Here is a 19,299-nt window from a genome sequence, read left to right on the forward strand (position 1 = left end):
TAATCGATGTCAAGCGAAGAACAGGCTCGCCCACGCAAGCGATTGAGCCGCTCCGAACGCCGACGCCAACTGATAGCCGTGGCGTGGCAGATGGTTCGAGAGGAAGGTACCGACGCCCTGAGTCTGGGGCGACTGGCTGAACTGGCGGGCGTTACGAAACCGGTGGTGTACGACCACTTCGATACCCGAAACGGCTTGCTGGTCGCGCTCTACGAGGAGTACGACACGCGTCAGAGTGCGCTGCTCGACAGGCTGCTGGCCGACTGTGAAGCGACGCTCCAAGCGCGTGCGGCAGTGATTGCCGCCGCTTACGTCGATTGTGTGATGACCCAGGGCCAGGAGATGCCCGGGGTGGTGGCGGCACTCGCCGGCTCACCCGAGCTGGAGGCGCTCAAGCGCGGCTATGAAGATCCTTTTCTGGACAAGTGCCGCCAGGCGTTGGCGCCGTTCGCGCCGACTGGCGATATTGGCGTTGCGGGCCTGCGCCTGCTGGTCGGAGCCGGCGATGCCTTGGCTCAGGCAGCGGCCAGCGCAGAGGTCGAGCCGGGGCTGGCGAAGGAGGAACTGAGTGCGGCGATCAGCGCGATGGTGCTTCGCCAGAAATGACCAGGGTCGTTACACCGGCAGACTCTGATAAGGCAGTTCATCGCCCGGGCTGCGGGCGAACTGGCGCTTGTACTCGCGGCTGAACTGCGAGGTGCTCTGGTAGCCCACCCGATGCGCCACCTGGGCCACGCCCAGGCGCTCGCCGATCAGCATCTGCTGCGCCTTGAGCAGGCGCAGGCGCTTGAGGTACTGCATCGGTGCAAGCTCCGTGCAGCGCTTGAAGTGGTCGTGGAAGGTCGACACGCTCATGTTGGCGCGGCTGGCCAGCGCCTCCACGCTCAAGGGCTCGGCATAATGTTCACGCAGGTAGGCCAGCGCCGAGCCGATGCGGGCGAAATGGCCCTGCTGTTCCACCAGCGCCCTCAGCACGCCCGCCTGGGGACCGCGCAGGGCGGTATAGAGCACTTCGCGCACCCGGGTCGGGCCCAGCACCTTGGCATCCATCGGGTCTTGCAGGCATTCGAGCAGGCGCTCCACGCTGGCGCGCATGGCCGCGTCCAACGCCGCCGAGCTCATCGACTGTGGCGTCTGCACCTGCACTGCCGGATCCGGCGGCAGCGCCATGCTTTGCACCAGTTCGCCAAGCACCGCGCGGTCGATGTCCACCGCCACGCCGAGCATCGGCGCCTGCGCGGTGGCGAAGGTCTCGCACATGAACGGCACCGACAGCGCCTGGATCAGGTAATGCCCTGCGCCGTATTCCAGCGTGCGCGGGCCCAGGCGCGCCAGCTTGCTGCCCTGGGCGAGGATGATCAGGCTTGGCTCGTAGATCTGCGGGCTGCTGGCCACGTAATGGTCCCAGGACAGGACCTGCACCTGCGGCAAGTGGGTGGCAACGAAGCCGGGGCGCGAGGCGAGGGCGCGAATCAGTGCGCACAGGGGCGCATTGGCATCAACGTGGTGGGTCAGGTGCATGGCAAACCGCAGGCAGAGGATCAGACAGTTGGATGATCGCAGATTGACAGTCTAGCGCCAGATCGCGGTGAGCAGGTTCGGAGAATCAGGCACGAATCCCGGAGGATCGACCGTGGTCCGCGCGCTCTGAGGTGCGCAAAATGGCACGCCTGAATCGTTTCAATCTGCGAGGTCCAGAGCATGTACACCGCCATCGGCTACGCCGCCCAATCCTCCACTGCGCCCTTGGCGCCCATGACCTTCCAACGCCGCGCCCTGCGCGCCGACGACGTCGCCATCGACATCCTTTACTGCGGCGTGTGTCACTCCGACCTGCACCAGGCCCGCAACGAGTGGGGTATCGCTGTGTATCCGCTGATGCCGGGTCATGAAATCGTCGGCCGCGTTACGGCGGTGGGCGACAAAGTGGGCAACTACCAAGTCGGCGATCTGGTCGGCGTCGGTTGCATGGTCGACTCCTGCCGTCAGTGCGAAGCGTGCCACAAGGATCTGGAACAGTATTGCCTTGAAGGCCCGACCATGACCTACGCCACGCCCGACCGCGTGGACGGCAGCAACACCATGGGCGGCTACTCCAGCAGCATCGTGGTCAGCGAGCACTTCGTCCTGCGCATGCCACAGGGCCTCGACCTGCCGAGCGCAGCACCGATCCTCTGCGCTGGCATCACCACCTATTCGCCGCTCAAGCACCACGGCGTCGGCCCTGGCCACAAAGTGGGCGTGCTGGGCATGGGCGGTCTGGGCCACATGGGCATCAAGTTCGCCAAGGCCCTGGGCGCTGAAGTCACCGTGTTCACCCGTTCCCAGGCCAAGGCCGAAGAAGCGCGTCGTCAGGGTGCCGACCAGGTGATCGTGTCCACCGACGAGGCGCAGATGCGCGCGGCAGCCGGGCGTTTCGACTTCCTGCTCGACACCATTCCGGTGCAGCATGACCTCAACCCCTACCTGGAAACCCTGAAGTTCGACGGCGTGCACATCCTGGTCGGGCTGATCGAGCCGATCGACCCGCCGGTGCACGCGGCCAACCTGGTGCTCAAGCGCCGCGTGGTCGCAGGTTCCTTGATCGGCGGCATCGCCGAAACCCAGGAAGTGCTGGATTTCTGCGCCGAGCACGGCATTACCTGCGACATCGAGATGCTCGACATCCGCAACATCAACGAAGCCTTCGAGCGCATGCACAAGGGTGACGTGAAGTACCGCTTCGTGATCGACATGGCCACGTTGCACGCCTGATCCGGGCTGTCCGACCGGCCTTCGGCGCTACGCCACTGCCCTGTGTGGCGCCGCAGCAGACTCCTGCGGTTGTGGCGCCTGGCCACGCCGCGTACCATGGCCGTCATTCCCCCTAACAAGAAAAACCGTGCAGCCGCCGCCCTGAACCTCGGGCGGCGCTGTGCGTCCTATCGCTTTGCCTGCGGAGAATGCAGTGGCCTCCATGAATGCACCCCTACCCGAATCCCTACCTGCGCCGGCAGGCGGCGGCAGCTGGCTGAGCGTGATCGCGCTGGCGTTGGCGGCCTTCATCTTCAACACCACCGAGTTCGTTCCGGTGGCACTGCTCAGTGACATCGGCCGTAGCTTCGACATGACCACCGCGCAGGTCGGCTTGATGCTGACCATCTATGCCTGGGTGGTGGCCCTGGCCTCGTTGCCGCTGATGCTGCTCACCCGCAACATCGAACGGCGGCGCCTGCTGCTGCTGGTGTTCCTGGTGTTCATCGTCAGCCACTTGATGTCATGGCTGGCGCAGAGTTTTGCCATGCTGTTGCTGAGCCGCATCGGCATTGCCCTGTCGCATGCCGTGTTCTGGGCCATCACCGCCTCGCTGGCGGTGCGTGTGGCGCCGGCCGGCAAGCAGGCCAAGGCGCTCGGGCTGCTGGCGACCGGTACGACCTTGGCCATGGTGCTGGGCATCCCGCTTGGACGGGTGGTGGGCGAAGCACTGGGGTGGCGCGTGACCTTCCTCAGCATCGCTGGCGTGGCCCTGGCCACCATGCTGTGCCTGATGAAGTCGCTGCCGCTGCTGCCGAGCCAGAACTCCGGCTCGTTGCGCAGCCTACCTGTCCTGTTCCGGCGTCCGGCACTGGTCATCACCTACCTGCTGGTCACCTTGGTGGTCACCGCGCAGTTCACCGCCTACAGCTACATCGAGCCGTTCGCCCTGCACGTGGCGCAGATCAGTGGCGACCACACCACGCTGGTCCTGCTGCTGTTCGGCGGCGCCGGTGTGTTCGGCTCGGTGCTGTTCAGCCGCTACAGCGATCGCTTCCCCCAGGGCTTCCTGCTGGGGTCGATCGGCTGCCTGGCGCTGTGCTTGCTGTTGTTGCTGCCGCTGGCCGGCAGCTTCACGGCGTTCGCCGTGCTCAGCATGTTCTGGGGTGTGGCGATTCTCAGTTTCAGTCTGGCGCTGCAATCGAAGACGCTGAAACTGGCGTCCGATGCCACCGATGTGGCCATGGCGCTGTTCTCCGGGATCTACAACATCGGTATCGGCGGCGGCGCACTGCTGGGCAGCATCGTCAGCAGCCAAGTGGGCGTGGCCTATATCGGCCTGACCGGCGGCGCGGTGGCGTTGATCGGCCTGGTGATCGCGGTGACCAGCGCCCAGCGGTTTCGCCAGGCCTTGGCGGCGCCTACGGCGGCGTCAGGCTCCGCTCAGTAGTGCCGACCACGCCGACACCAGCAGCACGAGCGCCAGCAGCTGGTTGAACCGCCGCCATTGCGGCGCTGCACCCAGCCAGCGGGCGCTGCCAACGCCGAGCAGCGCCCAGGCGCCCATGCAGGGCAGGGCGACCAGCAGAAACACCAGCGCCAATTGCCATACCGGCCACTGCGGTGCGGCGAACACCCCGATCACCGCCACCGCCATCAGCCAGACCTTGGGATTGACCAGTTGCAGCGATGCCGCGCTGCCCGCGCCGAAGCGCCGGGTAGTCGAAGCCCGAACCGGCTCGCCGGCAGCGCGAAACAGCTGCCAGGCCAGCAGACTCAGCCACAGCGCACCGGCCCAACTCATCACCTGCTGCGCCAGTGGATGACGCAGCAGCACCTCACCCAAGCCCAGCCCGACCAGCCAGACGATACCGGCCGCCGCCGCACAGGCCGCGAAGATCGGTGCCAGGCTGGCGCGCAGGCCATGTTGCGCGCCGTGGGCGAGGATCAACAGGTTGGTCGGGCCAGGGCTGATGCTGGCGACCAGGGCGAAGAGCATGAAAGGCAGCAACGAGGGCGACATGAGCGAACTCCAGAAAGACCAGTCGCCAGGGTGCAGGGTGAGGGCGGTTCAGTCTGGAAGGTTTGAGCAGCGTCGGCGGTAGTCGGCCGGGGTCAGCCGGTAGGCGCGGCGGAACCAGCGCCCCAGGTGGCTCTGGTCGGCGAAGCCCAGGGCCATGGCCACGTCGCTGGGCGTGTCGCCTCGGGCCAGCAGGTGCCGGGCGCGGGTCAGGCGCAACTGGATCAGGTAAGCATGCGGGGCCAGGCCGAACGCCGCCTTGAACGCGCGCGTCAGGCGGAAGCGGTCGACACCACAGGCCTGCGCCAGGTCGCTCAGGCCGATGTCGCTGTCCATATGAGCGTGCAGGTAGTCCCGCGCGCGCTGGGCGCTCAGCGGCAACCGTGGGTCGGGGTTGAGCCGCTTGCGCCAGTGCAGGTGGCGCGTCAGGCAGGCCAGTAGATCGTCCAGGGCAGTCTGGCGCACGATGCGCAGTTCCCCGCCGTGCAGCGCCTGAAAGGCGCGGCTGGTCGCCCCGGCCAGGCGCGGGTCGGTGCACAGAGTGTCGGCAAACGAGGGCAGGCACCCGGCCGGTGTGCTGTCGAACAGCGCCTGCACCTGGTTTTCCAGCCAATGGCTGTCCAGGTACAAGGTGCAGTAGGTGAACCCCTCGTGCGTGGGCGCCTCGCCGTCATGCAGATCGCCGGGTTCGAGCAGGAACACCTGTCCCGGTGTGCTGCAGTGGCGCACCCGGCGGCAGTTGAACTGTTGCACGCCCTGTTCGGTGACGCCCACCAGAAAACTGTCGTGCCAGTGCGGGTCGTAGGCATGGCCGGTGAAATGCGCGCGGACCGACTCGATGCCCGTGTCGGTGTCCTGCTTGAGGTCGATCCAGTTGCTCATGGCTGCGGCTGTCCAGAGGCGTGGTGAACGAGCGTAACTCAGCGCCGAGGGTTGTGCTTAGAACGCCTGTGCACTGCCGACCTGTGGGCCTTTGCAGATTTTGTACGGGCTGTCATCTGGTAATTCTGTCAGTTTTCAACGCCTCGGTCCGGTACATAGATTTCCGCTACGGCCTTGCATCTTCAAGGCAGTCAGGGGAATCGCATGAAAAAGCTCGTTTCGCTAGGCGTTGGTGCAGCCTTCGTCCTGCATCTGCACGTTGGATCGGCCCAGGATTATTTCGTCCCACCGGGCGTGTCGCCGACACCGATCTTCGTCGAGGACTTCGAGGGTGTCGAACTGGACGCGCAGCGTTGGAGTCAGCGCGTGCCAGGCCAAAAAGACCAGTGCATCAACGAGCCTTCGGCGGTGACCGTGGACAGCGGCTACTTGACCATCCGCACCTATTCGCTGACACACGCCGACGACGAGGTCCGACACCACTGCGGCATGATCAGCACCCAAGACGAATTCATGGCCACTTACGGCTACTGGGAGGCAGCGGTGAGGTTCAAGCACGCCCCGGGCGTGAGGGTGGCGTTCTCGGTGCAATCGCCAACGATGGGCAGCGTGATCGGTGATGCCGAGAAATCCGGCGTAGAGATGGGTGTCTTCGAGCATCTTTCCGACGTCGAGCAGAGTCAGTACGCGCATGCGCTGCAGTGGGATGGCTACGGCGCCGAACATAAGGCCTGGTCGCACCTCGACCAACTCCCGACCCTGGCAGACGGTGAGTTTCACACCTTCGGCCTGTTGTGGGCCCCGGACCGCTATGAGTTCTACGTCGACGGTCAACTGAGCCAGCGCGTTTCCGCCAACGTGCCTATTTCACGCACCCCGCAGGCTATCAGGTTGAGTTCGGACATTGCGCGAGCCGATGCCCCGCAAGCCGGCTACGGCGACCGGCACACCGCACAGACCGACTTCGACGTCGACTACGTCCGGGTCTATCCGTTGCTGCGCTGATCTGCGTTGCACGGGCGCATCTGCGCGAACCTGTCATAGAGCCACTGGTGCAGCCTCGTCACGGCCGCAGACAACTGCTTGCGGTGGGGGCAGACCAGCACCAGCGGCCGCAGATCCCCCGGAAAGTCCGGCATCAGCACGTCGAGTTCGCCAGCCGCCACATTGGCACTGACATCCAGCCAGGACTTGAAGGCGATGCCTTCGCCGGCCACCGCCCAGCGCCGGACCACGTCGGCATCGTCACAGAACAGCGGCCCACTGACCTGCACGGTCTGCTCGCCCAACTGCCACCGATCGAACACCCGCGACTGCTGCAGGTACAGCAGGCAGTCGTGGCGCTTGAGGTCCTCCGGGGTGTGCGGGCGGCCGCGCCGCGCCAGGTAGGCTGGCGAGGCCACCACGACCCGGCGATTCCACGGTACCAGCGGCAGGGCGATGTAGTTGGCGTCTTCCTCGACGCCGTAGCGGATACCGACATCCACCGGGTCGCGGAAAAAGTCGGCCAGTTCATCGGAGAGAAAGAAGCGCAGGTTCAGGGCTGGGTGCTCGCGGCGAAAGGCGCTGAGCCAGGGCAGCAGCAGGTTGCGCCCGACGTCCGAGGGCGCCGACACCTGCAGCACCCCGCGCAGTTCGCTGTGGTCGCCATGCAGGCTTTCGCGGCCCTGGCGCAGGGTTTCCAGCACGCTGTGCGCGGTCGGCAGGTACAGCTCGCCCTCGGCAGTCAGGCGCAGGCTGCGGGTGGTGCGGGCGAACAGACGCACGTCCAGTTCGCGCTCCAGGCGCTTGATCGCCGCCGCCACCTGGCCAGGCAGCACACCCGCCTCCTGGGCGGCTGCGGTGAAACTGCCGAGCACGCTGGAGCGAATGAACAGATGGAGGTCGTCGAGGCGCAGCATTTTCACTCCAGTGATGAAAGTGTTGCTGCATTCTGCCGGTTTTTCTGGCTGACAGAAAAGATAAGATACACACCATCACTCTCCCAGACTGGAGCCGTACCGATGGATACCGTCACCCTGGCCAAGCGCCGCTACACCACCAAGGCCTATGACGCCAGCCGCATCATCCCCCAGGCCACCCTCGATGCCTTGCTCGAACAACTGCGCCATAGCCCGTCTTCGGTCAACTCACAACCCTGGCACTTCATCGTCGCCGGCAGCGCCGAAGGCAAGACGCGCCTGGCCAAGGCCACTGAGGCGTTTGGCTACAACACCGGGAAGATTCTCAACGCCTCGCACGTGATCGTGTTCGCCACCCGCACCTCGATGAGCGAAGCGCATCTGAACGCCGTGCTGGACCAAGAGGCTGCCGATGGTCGTTTCCGCGATGACCAGGCGCGTGTCGGTCAGGACCAGACCCGCCGTGGCTACGTGAACCTGCACCGCTACGACCTCAAGGACGAGCAGCACTGGATGGAGAAGCAAACCTATCTGGCCCTGGGCACCGCCTTGCTCGGCGCTGCGGCCCATGGTCTGGATGCCACGCCGATCGAGGGCTTCGACAGCAAGGCGCTGGATGCCGAGCTGGGCCTGCGCGAACAAGGCTTCACCAGCGTGGTGCTGCTGGCGCTGGGTTATCACAGCGAAGACGACTTCAACGCCGGCCTGAGCAAGTCGCGCCTGCCGGCCGAGACCGTGTTCACGTACCTCTGATCGACCGCGCCGGGCCCTGTGTGCCAGGGCCCGGCGCCGCGTCGATCAGAAGTTGGCCGGGGTATTGGCGCTGATGATTTCCGCCTCGTCCGGGCCGATGTTCTTGAAGCTGTGGGGCAGGGTGGTGGGAATGTAGTACCCATCGCCGGCGTTGAGCACACTGACCTGGCCATCGACCCACAGCTCGACCGTCCCGCGCGTCACCAACCCGCATTCCTCGCCTTCGGCGTGCACGATCGGTTCGCCCGAATCGGCGCCCGGTGCGTACAGCTCGCGCAACATGCGCATCTGCCGGCCTTCGACGCTGGCGCCCACCAATAGCATGCGCAGACCATTGCGGCCCAGATCGGGCTGTTCACTGCCGCGAAATACATAGCGTTCTTCGCGCGCCGGCTCATCGAAGCTGAAAAACTCGGCGAGGCTCATGGGGATGCCTTCGAGGAGTTTTTTCAGGGAACTGACCGAAGGACTGACGCGGTTCTGTTCGATCTGCGAGATCGTCGAGTTGGTCAGGCCACTGCGGCGGGCCAGCTCGCGCTGGGAGAGGTTGTTGCGTTCACGCACCAGTTTGAGTCGTGTCCCCGTGTCCATAGCCGCCTTGTGAAGTGAGTGATCGGAGGTGTCAAAAATAATGGGCAGCGCATTAGAACACACTCTGATCCGCCGCGCGCTTGGCGCGTCAATCGCTGCGCGCAGCGGGTGCTGGCCAGAGCCCGACCAACAGCAACAACGCCGCCACGGCCAGGAACGGCAGGCGCGGATCGAGGGCGTAGACCAGCGTGCCGGCCAGCGGGCCGATCACCGCGCCCATGCCTTGCGCGGCGCTGATCGAGCCTGCCGTGGCGCCTTGCTCGCTCGGCCCCATGGCGTTGGCTGCTAACGCTGAGAACGCTGGGAAAACGAAGCCCATGCCGCCTGCGGCGATGAAGAAGCAGGCCCACAAGGCTGGCGCGCTGTAGGCCAAGGCGGCTGCCGCAAAGCCCAGGGCGCTGACGCTGGCGCCGACACGAATCATGCGCAGCGGCGGCCACTGCAAACGACGCAGCAGCAATTGCGCGCCGATCAGCGCCACGCCGACCATCGTCAGCGCGATACCGGCGGCCTGGGCGGCATCGGTGCTGTTCAGTTGCAGGCGGTCGAGGGCGAAGAACCCTACGGTGATCTGCGACACGGTCACGCTCAGCATCGCGCTGAAGGCCACCAGCAAGGGGCGACGCAAGCGTGGATCGCCCAGGCGCACCGCACTGGACACGTGGTTGTGCGGCAGCGGCCGAGGCTTGAGCTTGAGCAGCAGGACCACGAAGGCGCAGGCTGGCAGCAGCGACAGGGCGAAGAACGGCAGGCTCAGACTGTAGCGGGCGAGCAGGGCGGCGAGCGCTGGGCCGAGCACCAGGCCGACTGCGTTGGCAGCGCCCAGCAGGGCCATGGCCCGAGCCCGCTGCTGCGGCTCGACATGGTCGGCGATCAAGGCATTGCCGCCCACCGGCAAGGCGGCGTAGAAGGCGCCGATCAAGCCCCGGGCGAGCATCAGCCCGATGAACGCCAGGGTCGCGCCGGGCAGCAGGCGCAGGGCGCTGTCGATGAATAGGCACAGCAACCAGTAGGCCACCGTGAAACCGGCACTGCCCAGCAACAGGATGCGCCGTCGGCCCAGGCGGTCGGCTGCCCGGCCCCAGGGGCGGGCGAGCAGCACCCAGACCACGCCGGACACGGTGACCGCCGCGCCGGCCTGCCAGGTGGCCATGCCCAGCAGGCGGGCAATGGGGCCGATCAGCACGACGAAGGCCATCATCGCCATGGTGCAACCCATGTTCGCCAGCAGCAGCGGTCGAAGGTCGAGCGAGTCCCGTGCGCTGTGCGGTGAAGCGGAGGCGGTATCCTGTGCAGTTGTCATCGGTACAGTCCATTGGCAAGTGAAAAAGTCGGCAATGGTAGTAAGAACGAATTAGCCACGCCGACCGTCACATGCGTCAGTCGCCGCGACGCAAAGGCCCCGGCCACATGCTGCGCATCACCCCGTCGCGGCGCACCAGCGCGTGCATCAGCGCTGCAGCGATATGCACCAGGACGGTGGCGAACAGCAGATAACCGGCCCAGCCATGGGCCTGGCGCAATACGGCATACAGTTGCAGGTCATGCGGTGCGATGGCCGGCAGTTGCAGTGGCCGGGGATAGCCGCCCGCCGAGAGCATCGCCCAGCCCAGCAGCGGCATGGCCAGCATCAGGCCGTACAGCGCCAGGTGCGAGGCCGCCGCAGCGAAACGCTGAAGCGGCGGCAGATCCGCCGGTAAGGGTGGGTGCGGCAGGCTCAGGCGCAGGGCAATACGCAGCACCACCAGCACCAACAGCGCCAGGCCGGTGGCCTTGTGCAGTTCGATCAGCAGCGGGTGGCGGGTGGACAGGTCGCCGACCATGCTCACACCGATGAACAGCATGGCCAGGATCAGCACGGCCATGAGCCAGTGCAACGTGCGCGCCAAGGGGTGAAAGGCAGCGGGTTTCATGGGCGGGCTCCTGCGCCGAGGGTTTCCCGGCTGCGACGGTTGAACGATTCCGAGTAGGCGGCCGAGCGTGCGGCCAGGATCGGGTCGGCGGAGGGCTGAATGCCGTCGGGCAGGATCAGCGGGTCGAAATTCAGGTCGCGGCAGGCACCCTGTTCGGGCGCATCGACCTGGTCGATCACCAAGGTGCCAGCGTCCACGCTGCGCCGTGTCTGCGGCCACTGACTGGCCGGGTCGTCCACCGCATCGCCGGGCTCGGCAAGGGTCAGGCGCAAGGTCCAGCGCAGCGGTGCCTGGCTCAGACGGTGTTGCAGGTCGTGCTGCAGGTAGAGGTTGTCCTCGACCTTTGCCGGCAGTGGGCTGAAGGGCGTCTGCGCGACCATGCGCCAGCGTACGGCCTGGCGCTTGCCCTGAGCATCGACCAGGTAGAACGCGTTGAGGCTGTTGTAGTCGGTGTTGGCGAAGCTGTCGCTCGGTTTGGCGCTGCCGGCCCATTGGCGGAATGCCGCGCTTTCCGGGTGGGCGGCAAAGAACGCCTGGAGCTTGGCCGGGTCCGGCTTACCGGTGCCGGGTGCCGGACCACTGGCCAGCACCAGGTCGTAGAACCCCTGTGGATCGCTGACCGCCAGCACCGGCGGGTTGTTCATGCCGGTTCGCCACACCTGGCCATCATCGCTGCTGAACTGCACCGCCAGGCTGCGCGTCGGCACGCCGGCGTCGGGGCTGTAGGGGTTGGCGCCGCCGATGGCGAAGCGCCCGATCACCGGCACCCGCGCCTGGCTGAACACCCGTGCCGTGGACAGTGCCTGGGCCTGACCGCTGCTTTCGAACCAGCCGCTGACGCACAGGCCTTTGGCGTGGTTCTTGCGATAGCCGGGGTGATGACCGGCTTGGGCTTCAAAGGTGTCGATGATGCGCTGTGGCGTCAGGCCTGGGCGGCCGATCCAGCCGGCGGCATAGGCGAAACCTGCGCCCAGCGCGGCCACCGTGGCGGCGATGGCCGCCAGGCGCAGGGCCTTGGCCGAACCTTGCAGGGGAGTGTTCATGGTGACGTTCCGGGTCAGTGAATGAGCCGGTATGACGCAGGGCGCGAAAATTTATTCCCGCGACGGGAATAGATGCGTTCCAGGCCCGTCTGATCCTTACACTGACAGCCCGCGGGCCCGGAATCCGTTATGCACGACTTGGACGAACGACAATGGCGCGATCTGCTGCAGCGTTTGCGGCGCTTCGCCCTGTGGTTGACCCGCGACAGCGCGGCGGCCGACGATCTGGTCCAGGCCACCGTCGAGCGCGCCCTGGCCCGCAGCGGGCAGCGGCGCGCGGATGAAAACCGCCGGGCCTGGCTGTTCACCATCCTCTATCGGCTGTTTCTCGACGGCAAACGTCGCGAACGTCTGCACGCGCGCTGGCTGGGTTGGTTCGGCCGTGGCGCCCAGGCTGACGAGCCGCTGGGCTACGACACCGAAAGCATCGTACTGGCCCAGGCCGACCTGCAGGCCTTCGCGCGGCTGCCCAGCGAGCAGCGCGCGCTGTTGCTGCTGGTCAGCGTGGAGGGCCTGAGTTACAAGGAAGTCGCCCAGGCCCTGGCCATCCCCATCGGCACGGTGATGTCGCGCCTGTCGCGCGCCCGCGCCGCGTTGCGCGAACTGACCGAGGGCACGCCTGCATCCCCGGCCTTGCGGAGACTCAAATGACCGACCTGATTCCCACCGAGCACGAGTTGCACGCCTATGTCGATGATCGTCTGACACCTGCACGGCGGGTCGAGGTCGAGGCGTGGCTGACGGCCCACCCGGACCAGGCGGCACGCATCGAAGCCTGGCGCCAGGACGCCCGGCGCTTGCGTGCGGCCTTGGCAGGCTTCAGCGACCTGCCGCCCAACCCGCACCTGGAGCTGGCGCCCTTGCGCCAACGCCTGGCTCGGCGCCGCCGTCAGCGTCTGGCCTCGGCGGCGGTGCTGGTGCTGGCGTTGGGGCTGGGTGGGTTCGGCGGATGGCAAGCCCGTGAGTCGACCTTGTTCGCCGGCCTGCTGCCGATGGCTGATGCGGTCCAGGCGCACAAATTGTTCGCCCAGACCGCGCAGTTGGATATCGCCGCCAAGGACCCGGCGCAGTTGCAAGCCTGGCTGGGTCGCCATTTCGCCCGCGTCGGTCAACTGCCGGACCTGAGCAGCTACGGCTTGCAGCCAGTGGGGGCACGGCTGCTGGCCAACGAGGACGGTCCGGCGGCATTGCTGGTGTTCCAGGATGCCGGTGGGCAGCGCATCAGCCTGTTCCTGCGCTCGCCGGGCGCGCACTACGGGCAGATGCCCAGTGGGCAGCGCGTGGATGGCCAGCTCGAAGCGCGGTACTGGTCCCATGGCGCCTACAACTTTGCCTTGGTCAGCGCCGCCGACGACAGTCGCGGCGAGCCTGTGCGTCAGGCGCTCGGCCTGAGCCTTTGAATGCGCGTAGGGGTGGGTGACGCCAGCGCTGAAAGCGCTATGCTTGCCGGCATGTCCAGCACACCACCCCTGCGTCAGCCCTGTCCTCCCGGCGCCTGCGATTGCGGCCGCGAGCAACTGCACGGGCAATCGCCCAAGGCCCAGCGCATCCTCTTGCTGACGCGGCAGGAGGAAAAGCGCCTGCTCGAACGCCTGGAGAATCTCAAGAGTCTCGAAGACCTGCAGCGCTTGCAGACCAAGCTGTACGAGCAGTTGGGCATTCGTGTGCAGGTGGCGCCAGGCTACAACGAAGTGCGCACCATGCGCGGCTTCGTCATCGAGCTGCAGGACCAGCCGGGCCTGTGTCGCAAGACCCGGCAGGCGATTCCCGCCGCTATTCGCCGGGGCCTGGAGCGCAACCCGCAGGTGGCTTACCGCCTGCTCGATGCCCATGACTTGCTCGGCGGTGGCGGGGACAGTCCGGTCTGAGCCTCAGAAGCTCGCCTTGACCTGCAAGCCGACGATCAGCGCGTTATCGATTGCTTTGCCGGAGAAGGCGCCCGGCTCGATGATGTATTGCACATCGGGGCGCAGGTTCAGCCAGGGCGTGGCCTGGTAGCCATAGCTCAACTCGATCAACTGCTCGGCGCTGTCCAGGTCCGGGAAGTCGCGACCGGCCTCGAACGCCGAGGCTTCCAGCACCTCACGGCTGCGCGGGTTGGGCACGGCGCGGCCGTAGCCCAGCGCCAAGGTGTCGCGTGGGCGACCCTCGAAGGGCTTGTACAGCACCACGCCCGCGCCGTACCAGCGGGTGAAGGGCGAGGCCGCCTTGCTCGACGCCGAATACTGCCCGAAGGCATGCAGGCTGCGCCCGGCCGAGGTTGAATCGTTCCACAGAGCCTGGTCGATCAACAGGTAATGGCCACCGCGCCCGGCCACTTCGCGGTCGCTGCCGATGCGCCGCACATTCGAGCTGTCGTAGTAGTAGCCCAGTTTGTATTCGCCCGGCAGTTCGCCCTGGAGCTTGTACACCAGTTCCACCGGTAGCACGGTACCGGTGGTGTGCTTGGGCCCCAGGTGCCAGGCGCGGCTGGAATTGCCATTGCTCTGCGGGTCGACGTTGAACGCGGCCACGCGCAGTTGCCAGGACGGCGAGAAGTCGTACTTCAGGCGTGCCCCCAAGTGCGCGTTGGGGTAGTTGGTCCAGCCGCTGCCGCCGGACATGTTCAGCGGGTGACCGCAGAAACCGGCGTTCATGAAGTTGCACAGGATGCCGCTGTCCAGGCCGCCCAGGTCGTTGCCCATGGCCATGTAGCCGAGTTTCACGTTCAGTGCCGGGGTGAACAGGCTGCGTTCGTAGCTCAGTTCGGTCAGGCGGGTGTACAGGCCACCGTAGTTTTCCTGGATCGGCAGGCGGTTGCCCACCAGGTCCGCGGAGGCGCTGTTGCCGCGACGGTCATTGATCGTCAGTTGGACCTTGCCGCCATTGTCCAGGCCGTACAGCTTCGACAGGTCGAACTGCACGCCGAGCTTGACGTTTTGCGAGTAACGCGCCGAGCGGCGCAGGCCGCCATGGGCGTTGTAGGCGGTTTCGCCGCTGTAGTCGCCCGTGAAGCGGATGCCGTCGGCTTCGAGCTGGGAGCGCAGGCCGCCCCAGTCGCCGCTCAGGGTGGTGCGCTGCATCAGGTCGCCGTCGGCCAGGACGGCAGTGCTGGCCAGGGCCAGTAGCAGGGTAGGGGTCATGCGGGTTGCGGATGGCATTGCGGGGTCTCGGGTAGTCTTTCAGGGCCTGTCTGCGGATAAACCCACACCTACAGCAGTTGCGCGACTGCAGGTGCGGGTTGACCCGCGAAACAGGCGACGCGGTCTCAAGGCAAGGCGTAGGAAATCACATAGTCGCCACGGTCAGTGGACTGCCGCGCCCCACCGGCGGTGATCACCACGTACTGCTTGCCGGTCTTGGGCGACACGTAGGTCATCGGCCCGCCCTGGCTGCCGACCGGCAGACGCGCCTTCCAGATTTCCGCGCCGTTGCTGCTGTCGTAGGCGCGCAGGTAGAAGTCCTGGGTGCCGGCGATGAACACCAGCCCGCCCTGGGTGGACAGGGTGCCGCCCAGGGTCGGCAGGCCGATCTTGATCGGCAGGTGCATGCGGATACCCAGGGGACCGGTGTCCTCGACGGTGCCCACCGGCACCTGCCAGGCGATCTTCTGGGTCTTCATGTCGATGGCGGTGAGGGTGCCGTAGGGCGGAGCCTGGCACGGAATGCCGGCCACCGACAGGAAGCGGTTCTTGTTCACCGCATACGGCGTGCCCTTGAGCGGCACCGCGCCCATGCCGGTGTTCAGTGCTTCGCCGCCGGAGGTGGCCTGGCCTTTGTTCTGCGACGGGATCATCTGAATCCACAGGCCCAGGCGCATGTCGTTGACGAAAATGAAACCGTGCACCGGGTCGGTGGACAGGCTGCCCCAGTTCATGCCGCCCAGCGAGCCGGGGAAGCTCAGCGACAGGTCGGTGCCTGGCGCGGTGTACAGGCCGTCGTAGCGCATCTTCTTGAAGTCGATGCGGCACAGCAGTTGGTCATACGGGGTGGCCCCCCACATGTCCGACTCGGTGAGGGTCTGCGCGCCGATCTGCGGCATGCCGACCGATTTGGGCTGGGTCGGCGAGTACGGCTCGTTGGGGATGTTGCTCGGCTTGACCGGTACTTCGTCGACCTGGGTCAGCGGTTTGCCGGTGGCGCGGTCGAGCACGTAGATCTGCCCGGCCTTGGTGCCGATCACCACGGCGGGTACGGTGCTGCCGTCGGGCTTGGTGAAGTCTATCAGGCTGGGCTGCATCGGCAGGTCGAAGTCCCAGAGGTCGTTGTGCACGGTCTGGTACACCCACTTCTCGTTGCCCGTGGTGGCGTCCAGGGCCAGCACCGAGGCGCCGTAGGTGTGGTCGAGCTTGCTGCGTTCGACGCCGTAGATGTCGGTGGACGAGGAACCCATCGGCAGGAACACGGTGTTCATCGCCGGGTCGTAGGACATCGGCGCCCAGCTGTTGGGTGTGCTGCGCACGTAGGTGCTGCCGTCGGCCGGGGCCTGGCGGTCTTGTGGATTGCCCGGGTCGAAGGCCCAGCGCATCTGCCCGCTGATCACGTCGAAGCCACGGATCACGCCGCCGGGCATGTCGGTCTGGACGTTGTCGGCCACTCGGCCGCCGACCACCACGGTGGTGCCGGCCATCAGGGGCGCCGAAGAGAGCTGATAGTAGGAGTCCGGCACGTCGCCCAGGCCGGCCTTGAGGTCCACTTGGCCGTTGTTGCCGAAGCCCTGGCAGAAGGCGCCGGTGTCGGCATCCACCGCGATCAGGCGGCCGTCGATGGTGTTGGTCAGCAGGCGGCGCTGGCAGTTGGCGCCCGCCGGTACGCTGGCGACAGTGACCGGCGTGCTGTTGGGCTGGCTCGGCTGGGCGGTCGGCACGGTGGCGTCGAAGTAGGCCATGCCACGGCAACGCTGCCAGACTTTGGACTGGGCGTTGATTTCGTTCTTCCACAGCTGTTTGCCGGTGTCGGCATCCAGGGCGATCAGGTTGTTGTGCGGGGTGCAGATGAACACCTTGTCACCGACCTGCAGCGGGGTGAGCTGGTCTTCGGCGCCGTTGCCGTCGCTCACGGCCACGTCACCGGTGTGATAGGTCCAGGCGACCTTGAGCTGGTCGACGTTGCTGCGGTTGATCTGGTCCAGCGCTGCGAAGCGGCTGCCGCCTTCGGTGTTGCCATAGTGCGCCCAGTCTTTCTGCTCGGTGCCTGGCTTGACGGCGGTCAGGCCCGGACCGTTACCGGTGGGGGCGACACTGGGGTGAGCGACGAACATGTTGCCGGCAGCGATGACCACCGCCACCGCCAGCACCGCCGCCACGCCGAACGCGCCACGGCCGGCGCGGGCGCCAGCGGCGCTCACCAGCAGCGGGTAGATCAGCGCCACCACGACGCCGATCACGGCGAACATGAACAGACGCGAGAACAGCGGCCAGAACACCAGGCCGACGTCAGCCAGCGCCCAGATCAGGGTGCCGATCAGGAACGCCGCGTACAGCCAGGCGCCCGCGGTCTTGCGGCGGGCGATCAGCAGCCCGGACAGGGTCATGGCCGCGCCGCCGATCAGGAAGTACCAGGAACCGCCCAGGCCGGCCAGCTTGATGCCGCCGGCGGCCAGCAACAGGCCGAGCAGGGCGATGATCACGCCCAGTCCTAGAAGGATGAAGGTTGAGGCGCCGGAGGCGCGGGGTGAGTTGTTCATGCCAGGGATCTCGCAGGTGGAATGTGCGAAGTCTAAGCCCTTAGCAAGCTAATTAACAAGTTGGTACATTTTGTTTTGTGACGGATTGTCGCAGGGCTAGCAGGCGTCATTTGAGAGAGTGTGTCGACATCGAGTCGCTAAAAGAGGTGAAACACGGGTAAACGCCTCAGCAGCAGGATTCGACCAAAGTCGAGGCGCAGATCCCTCTCTGCGGCTATTCAACCTTTGAGTTCATGCTGCTTTCGATAGGCACCCGGTTGCACCCCGACCGCCTTGGCGAAGGCTCGGGTAAAGGCCGCCACCGACTGATAACCGGCCTGCGCGCCGACCTGTTCCACGGTATTGCCCGCGCGCAGCAACTGGCAGGCATGGCGCATGCGCAGCGCCAGCAGCACTTGGCCTGGCGACTGTCCGGCCAGTTCGTTGAAACGCTTGAAAAAGGCCGAGCGCGACAGACCGGCGCAGGCCGCCATGCTTTCCAGGGTCCAGGGCTGGCCCGGCGCATCGATCAGGCGTTCGAGCAGTCCGGCGAAGGCCGGCTGGCGGGCGAGGGCGATCAGGCCGCCCAGCGAGTCTGCACCTTGGCCATGCTGGCGCAGCACGTAGAGGAACAACAGGTGAGTGAGGCGTTCGAGCAAGGTCTGCGACGGCGCGGGCAGCCGTCGGCACTCTTGCAGGATCAACTCGAACAGCGCCCGCGCAGCGCTTCCGGCAGGGTCTTCGGCGCGCAGCACGATCCAGTCGGCCAGCCCCTCGACGATCAGCGACGACAGCCCGGACTGGAACTGGAAGAAGCCGCACACCAGACCCACACCGTCGCCGGCCTCCAGGTCCAGGGGCTGCATGCTGCGTCGCGGCTGGGCGCAGGCGTCGTGCGCATCGGCGTCGCTGGACAGCCGGTAGGGCAAGTCGCGCAGCAGGAACACCGCATCGCCGCTGTCCAGGCGCAGCGGCTCGGGCTGGCCGTCCAGGTGCAGCCAGCAATGCCCCTGGACCACCAGGTGGAAGCTGGCGCGGCCCATCCCCTGCGTGCTGGCGTGCCAGCCGCCGCAGTAACGGCCTACGTGGAACAGGCTGGCATCGAACTCCAGACCCTCTAATAACCAATCGACGAGATGGCAAGACGAAATCATCTAATGCAAAGACTCAGGAGCAAGGAAAGGCGACTGATGAATATGGATGCGGCTTCTTATAACCAACAGACTGTAGGGACACTGTCAAAGGAGACCCCTCCATGTCCTCGCGCATTACTCTACACACTCTGCAGAGCGCCCCGGAAGCGGCGCGCCCGTTCCTCGAGAGCGCGCAGAAGAATTCCGGCTTCATCCCCAACCTGCTGGGCATCCTGGCCAACGCCCCGGCGGCGCTGGAAACCTATGTGACCGTGTCGGCACTCAATGGCAAGTCCGAGCTGACCCTGGCCGAGCGTGAAGTGGTGCAGTTGATCGCCGCGACCAATCACGGCTGCGATTTCTGCGTGGCCGGCCATACCGCCGTGGCCCTGAACAAGGCCAAGCTGCCGCCCGCCGTGGTCGATGCCTTGCGCGCCCGTGGCGAACTGCCCGATGCGCGCTACGAAACCCTGGCCGCATTCACCCGTGAAGTGATCGCCACCCGTGGCAACGTCAGCGACGCCACCTACCAGGCCCTGCGCGACGCCGGCTTCACCGAGGGCAACGCGCTGGAAGTCATCTTGGGCGTGAGCCTGGCGACGCTGTGCAACTTTGCTAATGTGTTCGCCCAAACGCCGCTCAACGACCAACTGAGCCAATACCGCTGGCAGCCCGAGGCGTAATCC

At 66.1% G+C, this 19,299-nt stretch carries 20 protein-coding genes; 9 read left to right on the forward strand and 11 right to left on the reverse strand.

The window, feature by feature from the left end; all coding sequences use genetic code 11:
* Positions 1-6 precede the first annotated feature (6 nt).
* Entirely contained in the window at positions 7-606 is a 600-nt protein-coding gene (locus tag NJ69_RS06815; protein ID WP_039577405.1) for a TetR/AcrR family transcriptional regulator, read from the forward strand.
* Between the two features lie 9 nt (positions 607-615).
* On the opposite strand, the gene NJ69_RS06820 is transcribed toward NJ69_RS06815, so the two are convergent.
* Complete coding sequence (locus NJ69_RS06820) at positions 616-1,521, reverse strand: AraC family transcriptional regulator (protein ID WP_039577408.1); 906 nt, start codon at positions 1,519-1,521, stop codon at positions 616-618.
* 180 nt (positions 1,522-1,701) lie between these two features.
* On the opposite strand from NJ69_RS06820, the gene NJ69_RS06825 reads away from it, so the two are divergent.
* Entirely contained in the window at positions 1,702-2,754 is a 1,053-nt protein-coding gene (locus NJ69_RS06825) for an NAD(P)-dependent alcohol dehydrogenase (RefSeq protein WP_039577411.1), read from the forward strand.
* Between the two features lie 202 nt (positions 2,755-2,956).
* On the forward strand, positions 2,957-4,183 hold the full coding sequence (locus NJ69_RS06830) for a sugar transporter (RefSeq protein WP_039577413.1): 1,227 nt from the start codon (positions 2,957-2,959) through the stop codon (positions 4,181-4,183).
* Here NJ69_RS06830 and NJ69_RS06835 read toward each other — a convergent pair.
* Positions 4,166-4,756 (reverse strand): LysE family translocator, encoded by a 591-nt coding sequence (locus NJ69_RS06835; RefSeq protein ID WP_039577416.1) that lies wholly within the window; start codon positions 4,754-4,756, stop codon positions 4,166-4,168. The genes NJ69_RS06830 and NJ69_RS06835 overlap by 18 nt on opposite strands.
* A 48-nt stretch (positions 4,757-4,804) precedes the next feature.
* Positions 4,805-5,635 carry an AraC family transcriptional regulator gene (locus tag NJ69_RS06840; RefSeq protein ID WP_039577419.1) on the reverse strand — a complete coding sequence of 277 codons (831 nt, stop codon included), beginning with the start codon at positions 5,633-5,635 and terminating at the stop codon, positions 4,805-4,807.
* A gap of 204 nt (positions 5,636-5,839) precedes the next feature.
* Here NJ69_RS06840 and NJ69_RS06845 point away from each other — a divergent pair, with 204 nt between their 5' ends.
* The gene (locus tag NJ69_RS06845) at positions 5,840-6,640 is read left to right on the forward strand and encodes a glycoside hydrolase family 16 protein (RefSeq protein ID WP_080754726.1); all 801 of its coding nucleotides are present in this window, start codon (positions 5,840-5,842) and stop codon (positions 6,638-6,640) included.
* Here the strand turns inward: NJ69_RS06845 and NJ69_RS06850 are convergent.
* Complete coding sequence (locus NJ69_RS06850) at positions 6,622-7,536, reverse strand: LysR family transcriptional regulator (protein ID WP_039577423.1); 915 nt, start codon at positions 7,534-7,536, stop codon at positions 6,622-6,624. The two genes, NJ69_RS06845 and NJ69_RS06850, sit on opposite strands and share 19 nt — an antisense overlap.
* Positions 7,537-7,638: 102 nt before the next feature.
* Between NJ69_RS06850 and NJ69_RS06855 the strand changes: the two genes are divergently transcribed.
* A complete protein-coding gene (locus tag NJ69_RS06855) occupies positions 7,639-8,289 on the forward strand; it encodes an oxygen-insensitive NAD(P)H-dependent nitroreductase NfsB (RefSeq protein WP_039577426.1) in 651 nt (216 codons plus the stop codon).
* Between the two features lie 45 nt (positions 8,290-8,334).
* Here the strand turns inward: NJ69_RS06855 and NJ69_RS06860 are convergent, their stop codons facing one another.
* The 4 genes from NJ69_RS06860 to NJ69_RS06875 form a co-directional block, all read right to left on the reverse strand.
* A complete protein-coding gene (locus tag NJ69_RS06860; protein ID WP_039577429.1) occupies positions 8,335-8,880 on the reverse strand; it encodes a cupin domain-containing protein in 546 nt (181 codons plus the stop codon).
* A gap of 88 nt (positions 8,881-8,968) precedes the next feature.
* On the reverse strand, positions 8,969-10,183 hold the full coding sequence (locus NJ69_RS06865; protein ID WP_039577431.1) for an MFS transporter: 1,215 nt from the start codon (positions 10,181-10,183) through the stop codon (positions 8,969-8,971).
* A 76-nt stretch (positions 10,184-10,259) separates the two neighbouring features.
* Positions 10,260-10,793 (reverse strand): cytochrome b, encoded by a 534-nt coding sequence (locus tag NJ69_RS06870; RefSeq protein ID WP_039577434.1) that lies wholly within the window; start codon positions 10,791-10,793, stop codon positions 10,260-10,262.
* On the reverse strand, positions 10,790-11,836 hold the full coding sequence (locus NJ69_RS06875) for a catalase family peroxidase (protein WP_039577436.1): 1,047 nt from the start codon (positions 11,834-11,836) through the stop codon (positions 10,790-10,792). The genes NJ69_RS06870 and NJ69_RS06875 overlap by 4 nt, the downstream gene beginning before the upstream one ends.
* Positions 11,837-11,965: 129 nt before the next feature.
* On the opposite strand from NJ69_RS06875, the gene NJ69_RS06880 reads away from it, so the two are divergent.
* Genes NJ69_RS06880 through NJ69_RS06890 form a run of 3 tightly spaced genes read left to right on the forward strand, consistent with a single transcriptional unit; the run spans position 11,966 to position 13,704 of the window.
* Positions 11,966-12,487 (forward strand): sigma-70 family RNA polymerase sigma factor, encoded by a 522-nt coding sequence (locus NJ69_RS06880; protein WP_039577439.1) that lies wholly within the window; start codon positions 11,966-11,968, stop codon positions 12,485-12,487.
* Entirely contained in the window at positions 12,484-13,236 is a 753-nt protein-coding gene (locus tag NJ69_RS06885) for an anti-sigma factor family protein (protein ID WP_039577441.1), read from the forward strand. Before NJ69_RS06880 ends, NJ69_RS06885 begins: the two co-directional genes overlap by 4 nt.
* Before the next feature lie 51 nt (positions 13,237-13,287).
* Positions 13,288-13,704, forward strand: a complete 417-nt coding sequence (locus NJ69_RS06890) for a hypothetical protein (protein WP_039583146.1) — start codon at positions 13,288-13,290, stop codon at positions 13,702-13,704.
* 3 nt (positions 13,705-13,707) lie between these two features.
* Here the strand turns inward: NJ69_RS06890 and NJ69_RS06895 are convergent, their stop codons facing one another.
* The 3 genes from NJ69_RS06895 to NJ69_RS06905 form a co-directional block, all read right to left on the reverse strand.
* Entirely contained in the window at positions 13,708-14,976 is a 1,269-nt protein-coding gene (locus tag NJ69_RS06895) for a carbohydrate porin (protein ID WP_039577444.1), read from the reverse strand.
* Between the two features lie 107 nt (positions 14,977-15,083).
* On the reverse strand, positions 15,084-17,501 hold the full coding sequence (locus NJ69_RS06900; RefSeq protein ID WP_039577447.1) for a glucose/quinate/shikimate family membrane-bound PQQ-dependent dehydrogenase: 2,418 nt from the start codon (positions 17,499-17,501) through the stop codon (positions 15,084-15,086).
* A gap of 218 nt (positions 17,502-17,719) precedes the next feature.
* A complete protein-coding gene (locus tag NJ69_RS06905; protein WP_039577450.1) occupies positions 17,720-18,634 on the reverse strand; it encodes an AraC family transcriptional regulator in 915 nt (304 codons plus the stop codon).
* Between the two features lie 101 nt (positions 18,635-18,735).
* Here NJ69_RS06905 and NJ69_RS06910 point away from each other — a divergent pair, with 101 nt between their 5' ends.
* Positions 18,736-19,296: a carboxymuconolactone decarboxylase family protein gene (locus tag NJ69_RS06910; protein WP_029614370.1), complete on the forward strand. Its 561-nt coding sequence runs from the start codon at positions 18,736-18,738 to the stop codon at positions 19,294-19,296.
* The last annotated feature ends 3 nt before the right edge of the window (positions 19,297-19,299 follow it).

Origin of the sequence: Pseudomonas parafulva, assembly GCF_000800255.1 — a bacterium.
GTDB lineage: Bacteria > Pseudomonadota > Gammaproteobacteria > Pseudomonadales > Pseudomonadaceae > Aquipseudomonas > Aquipseudomonas boreofloridensis.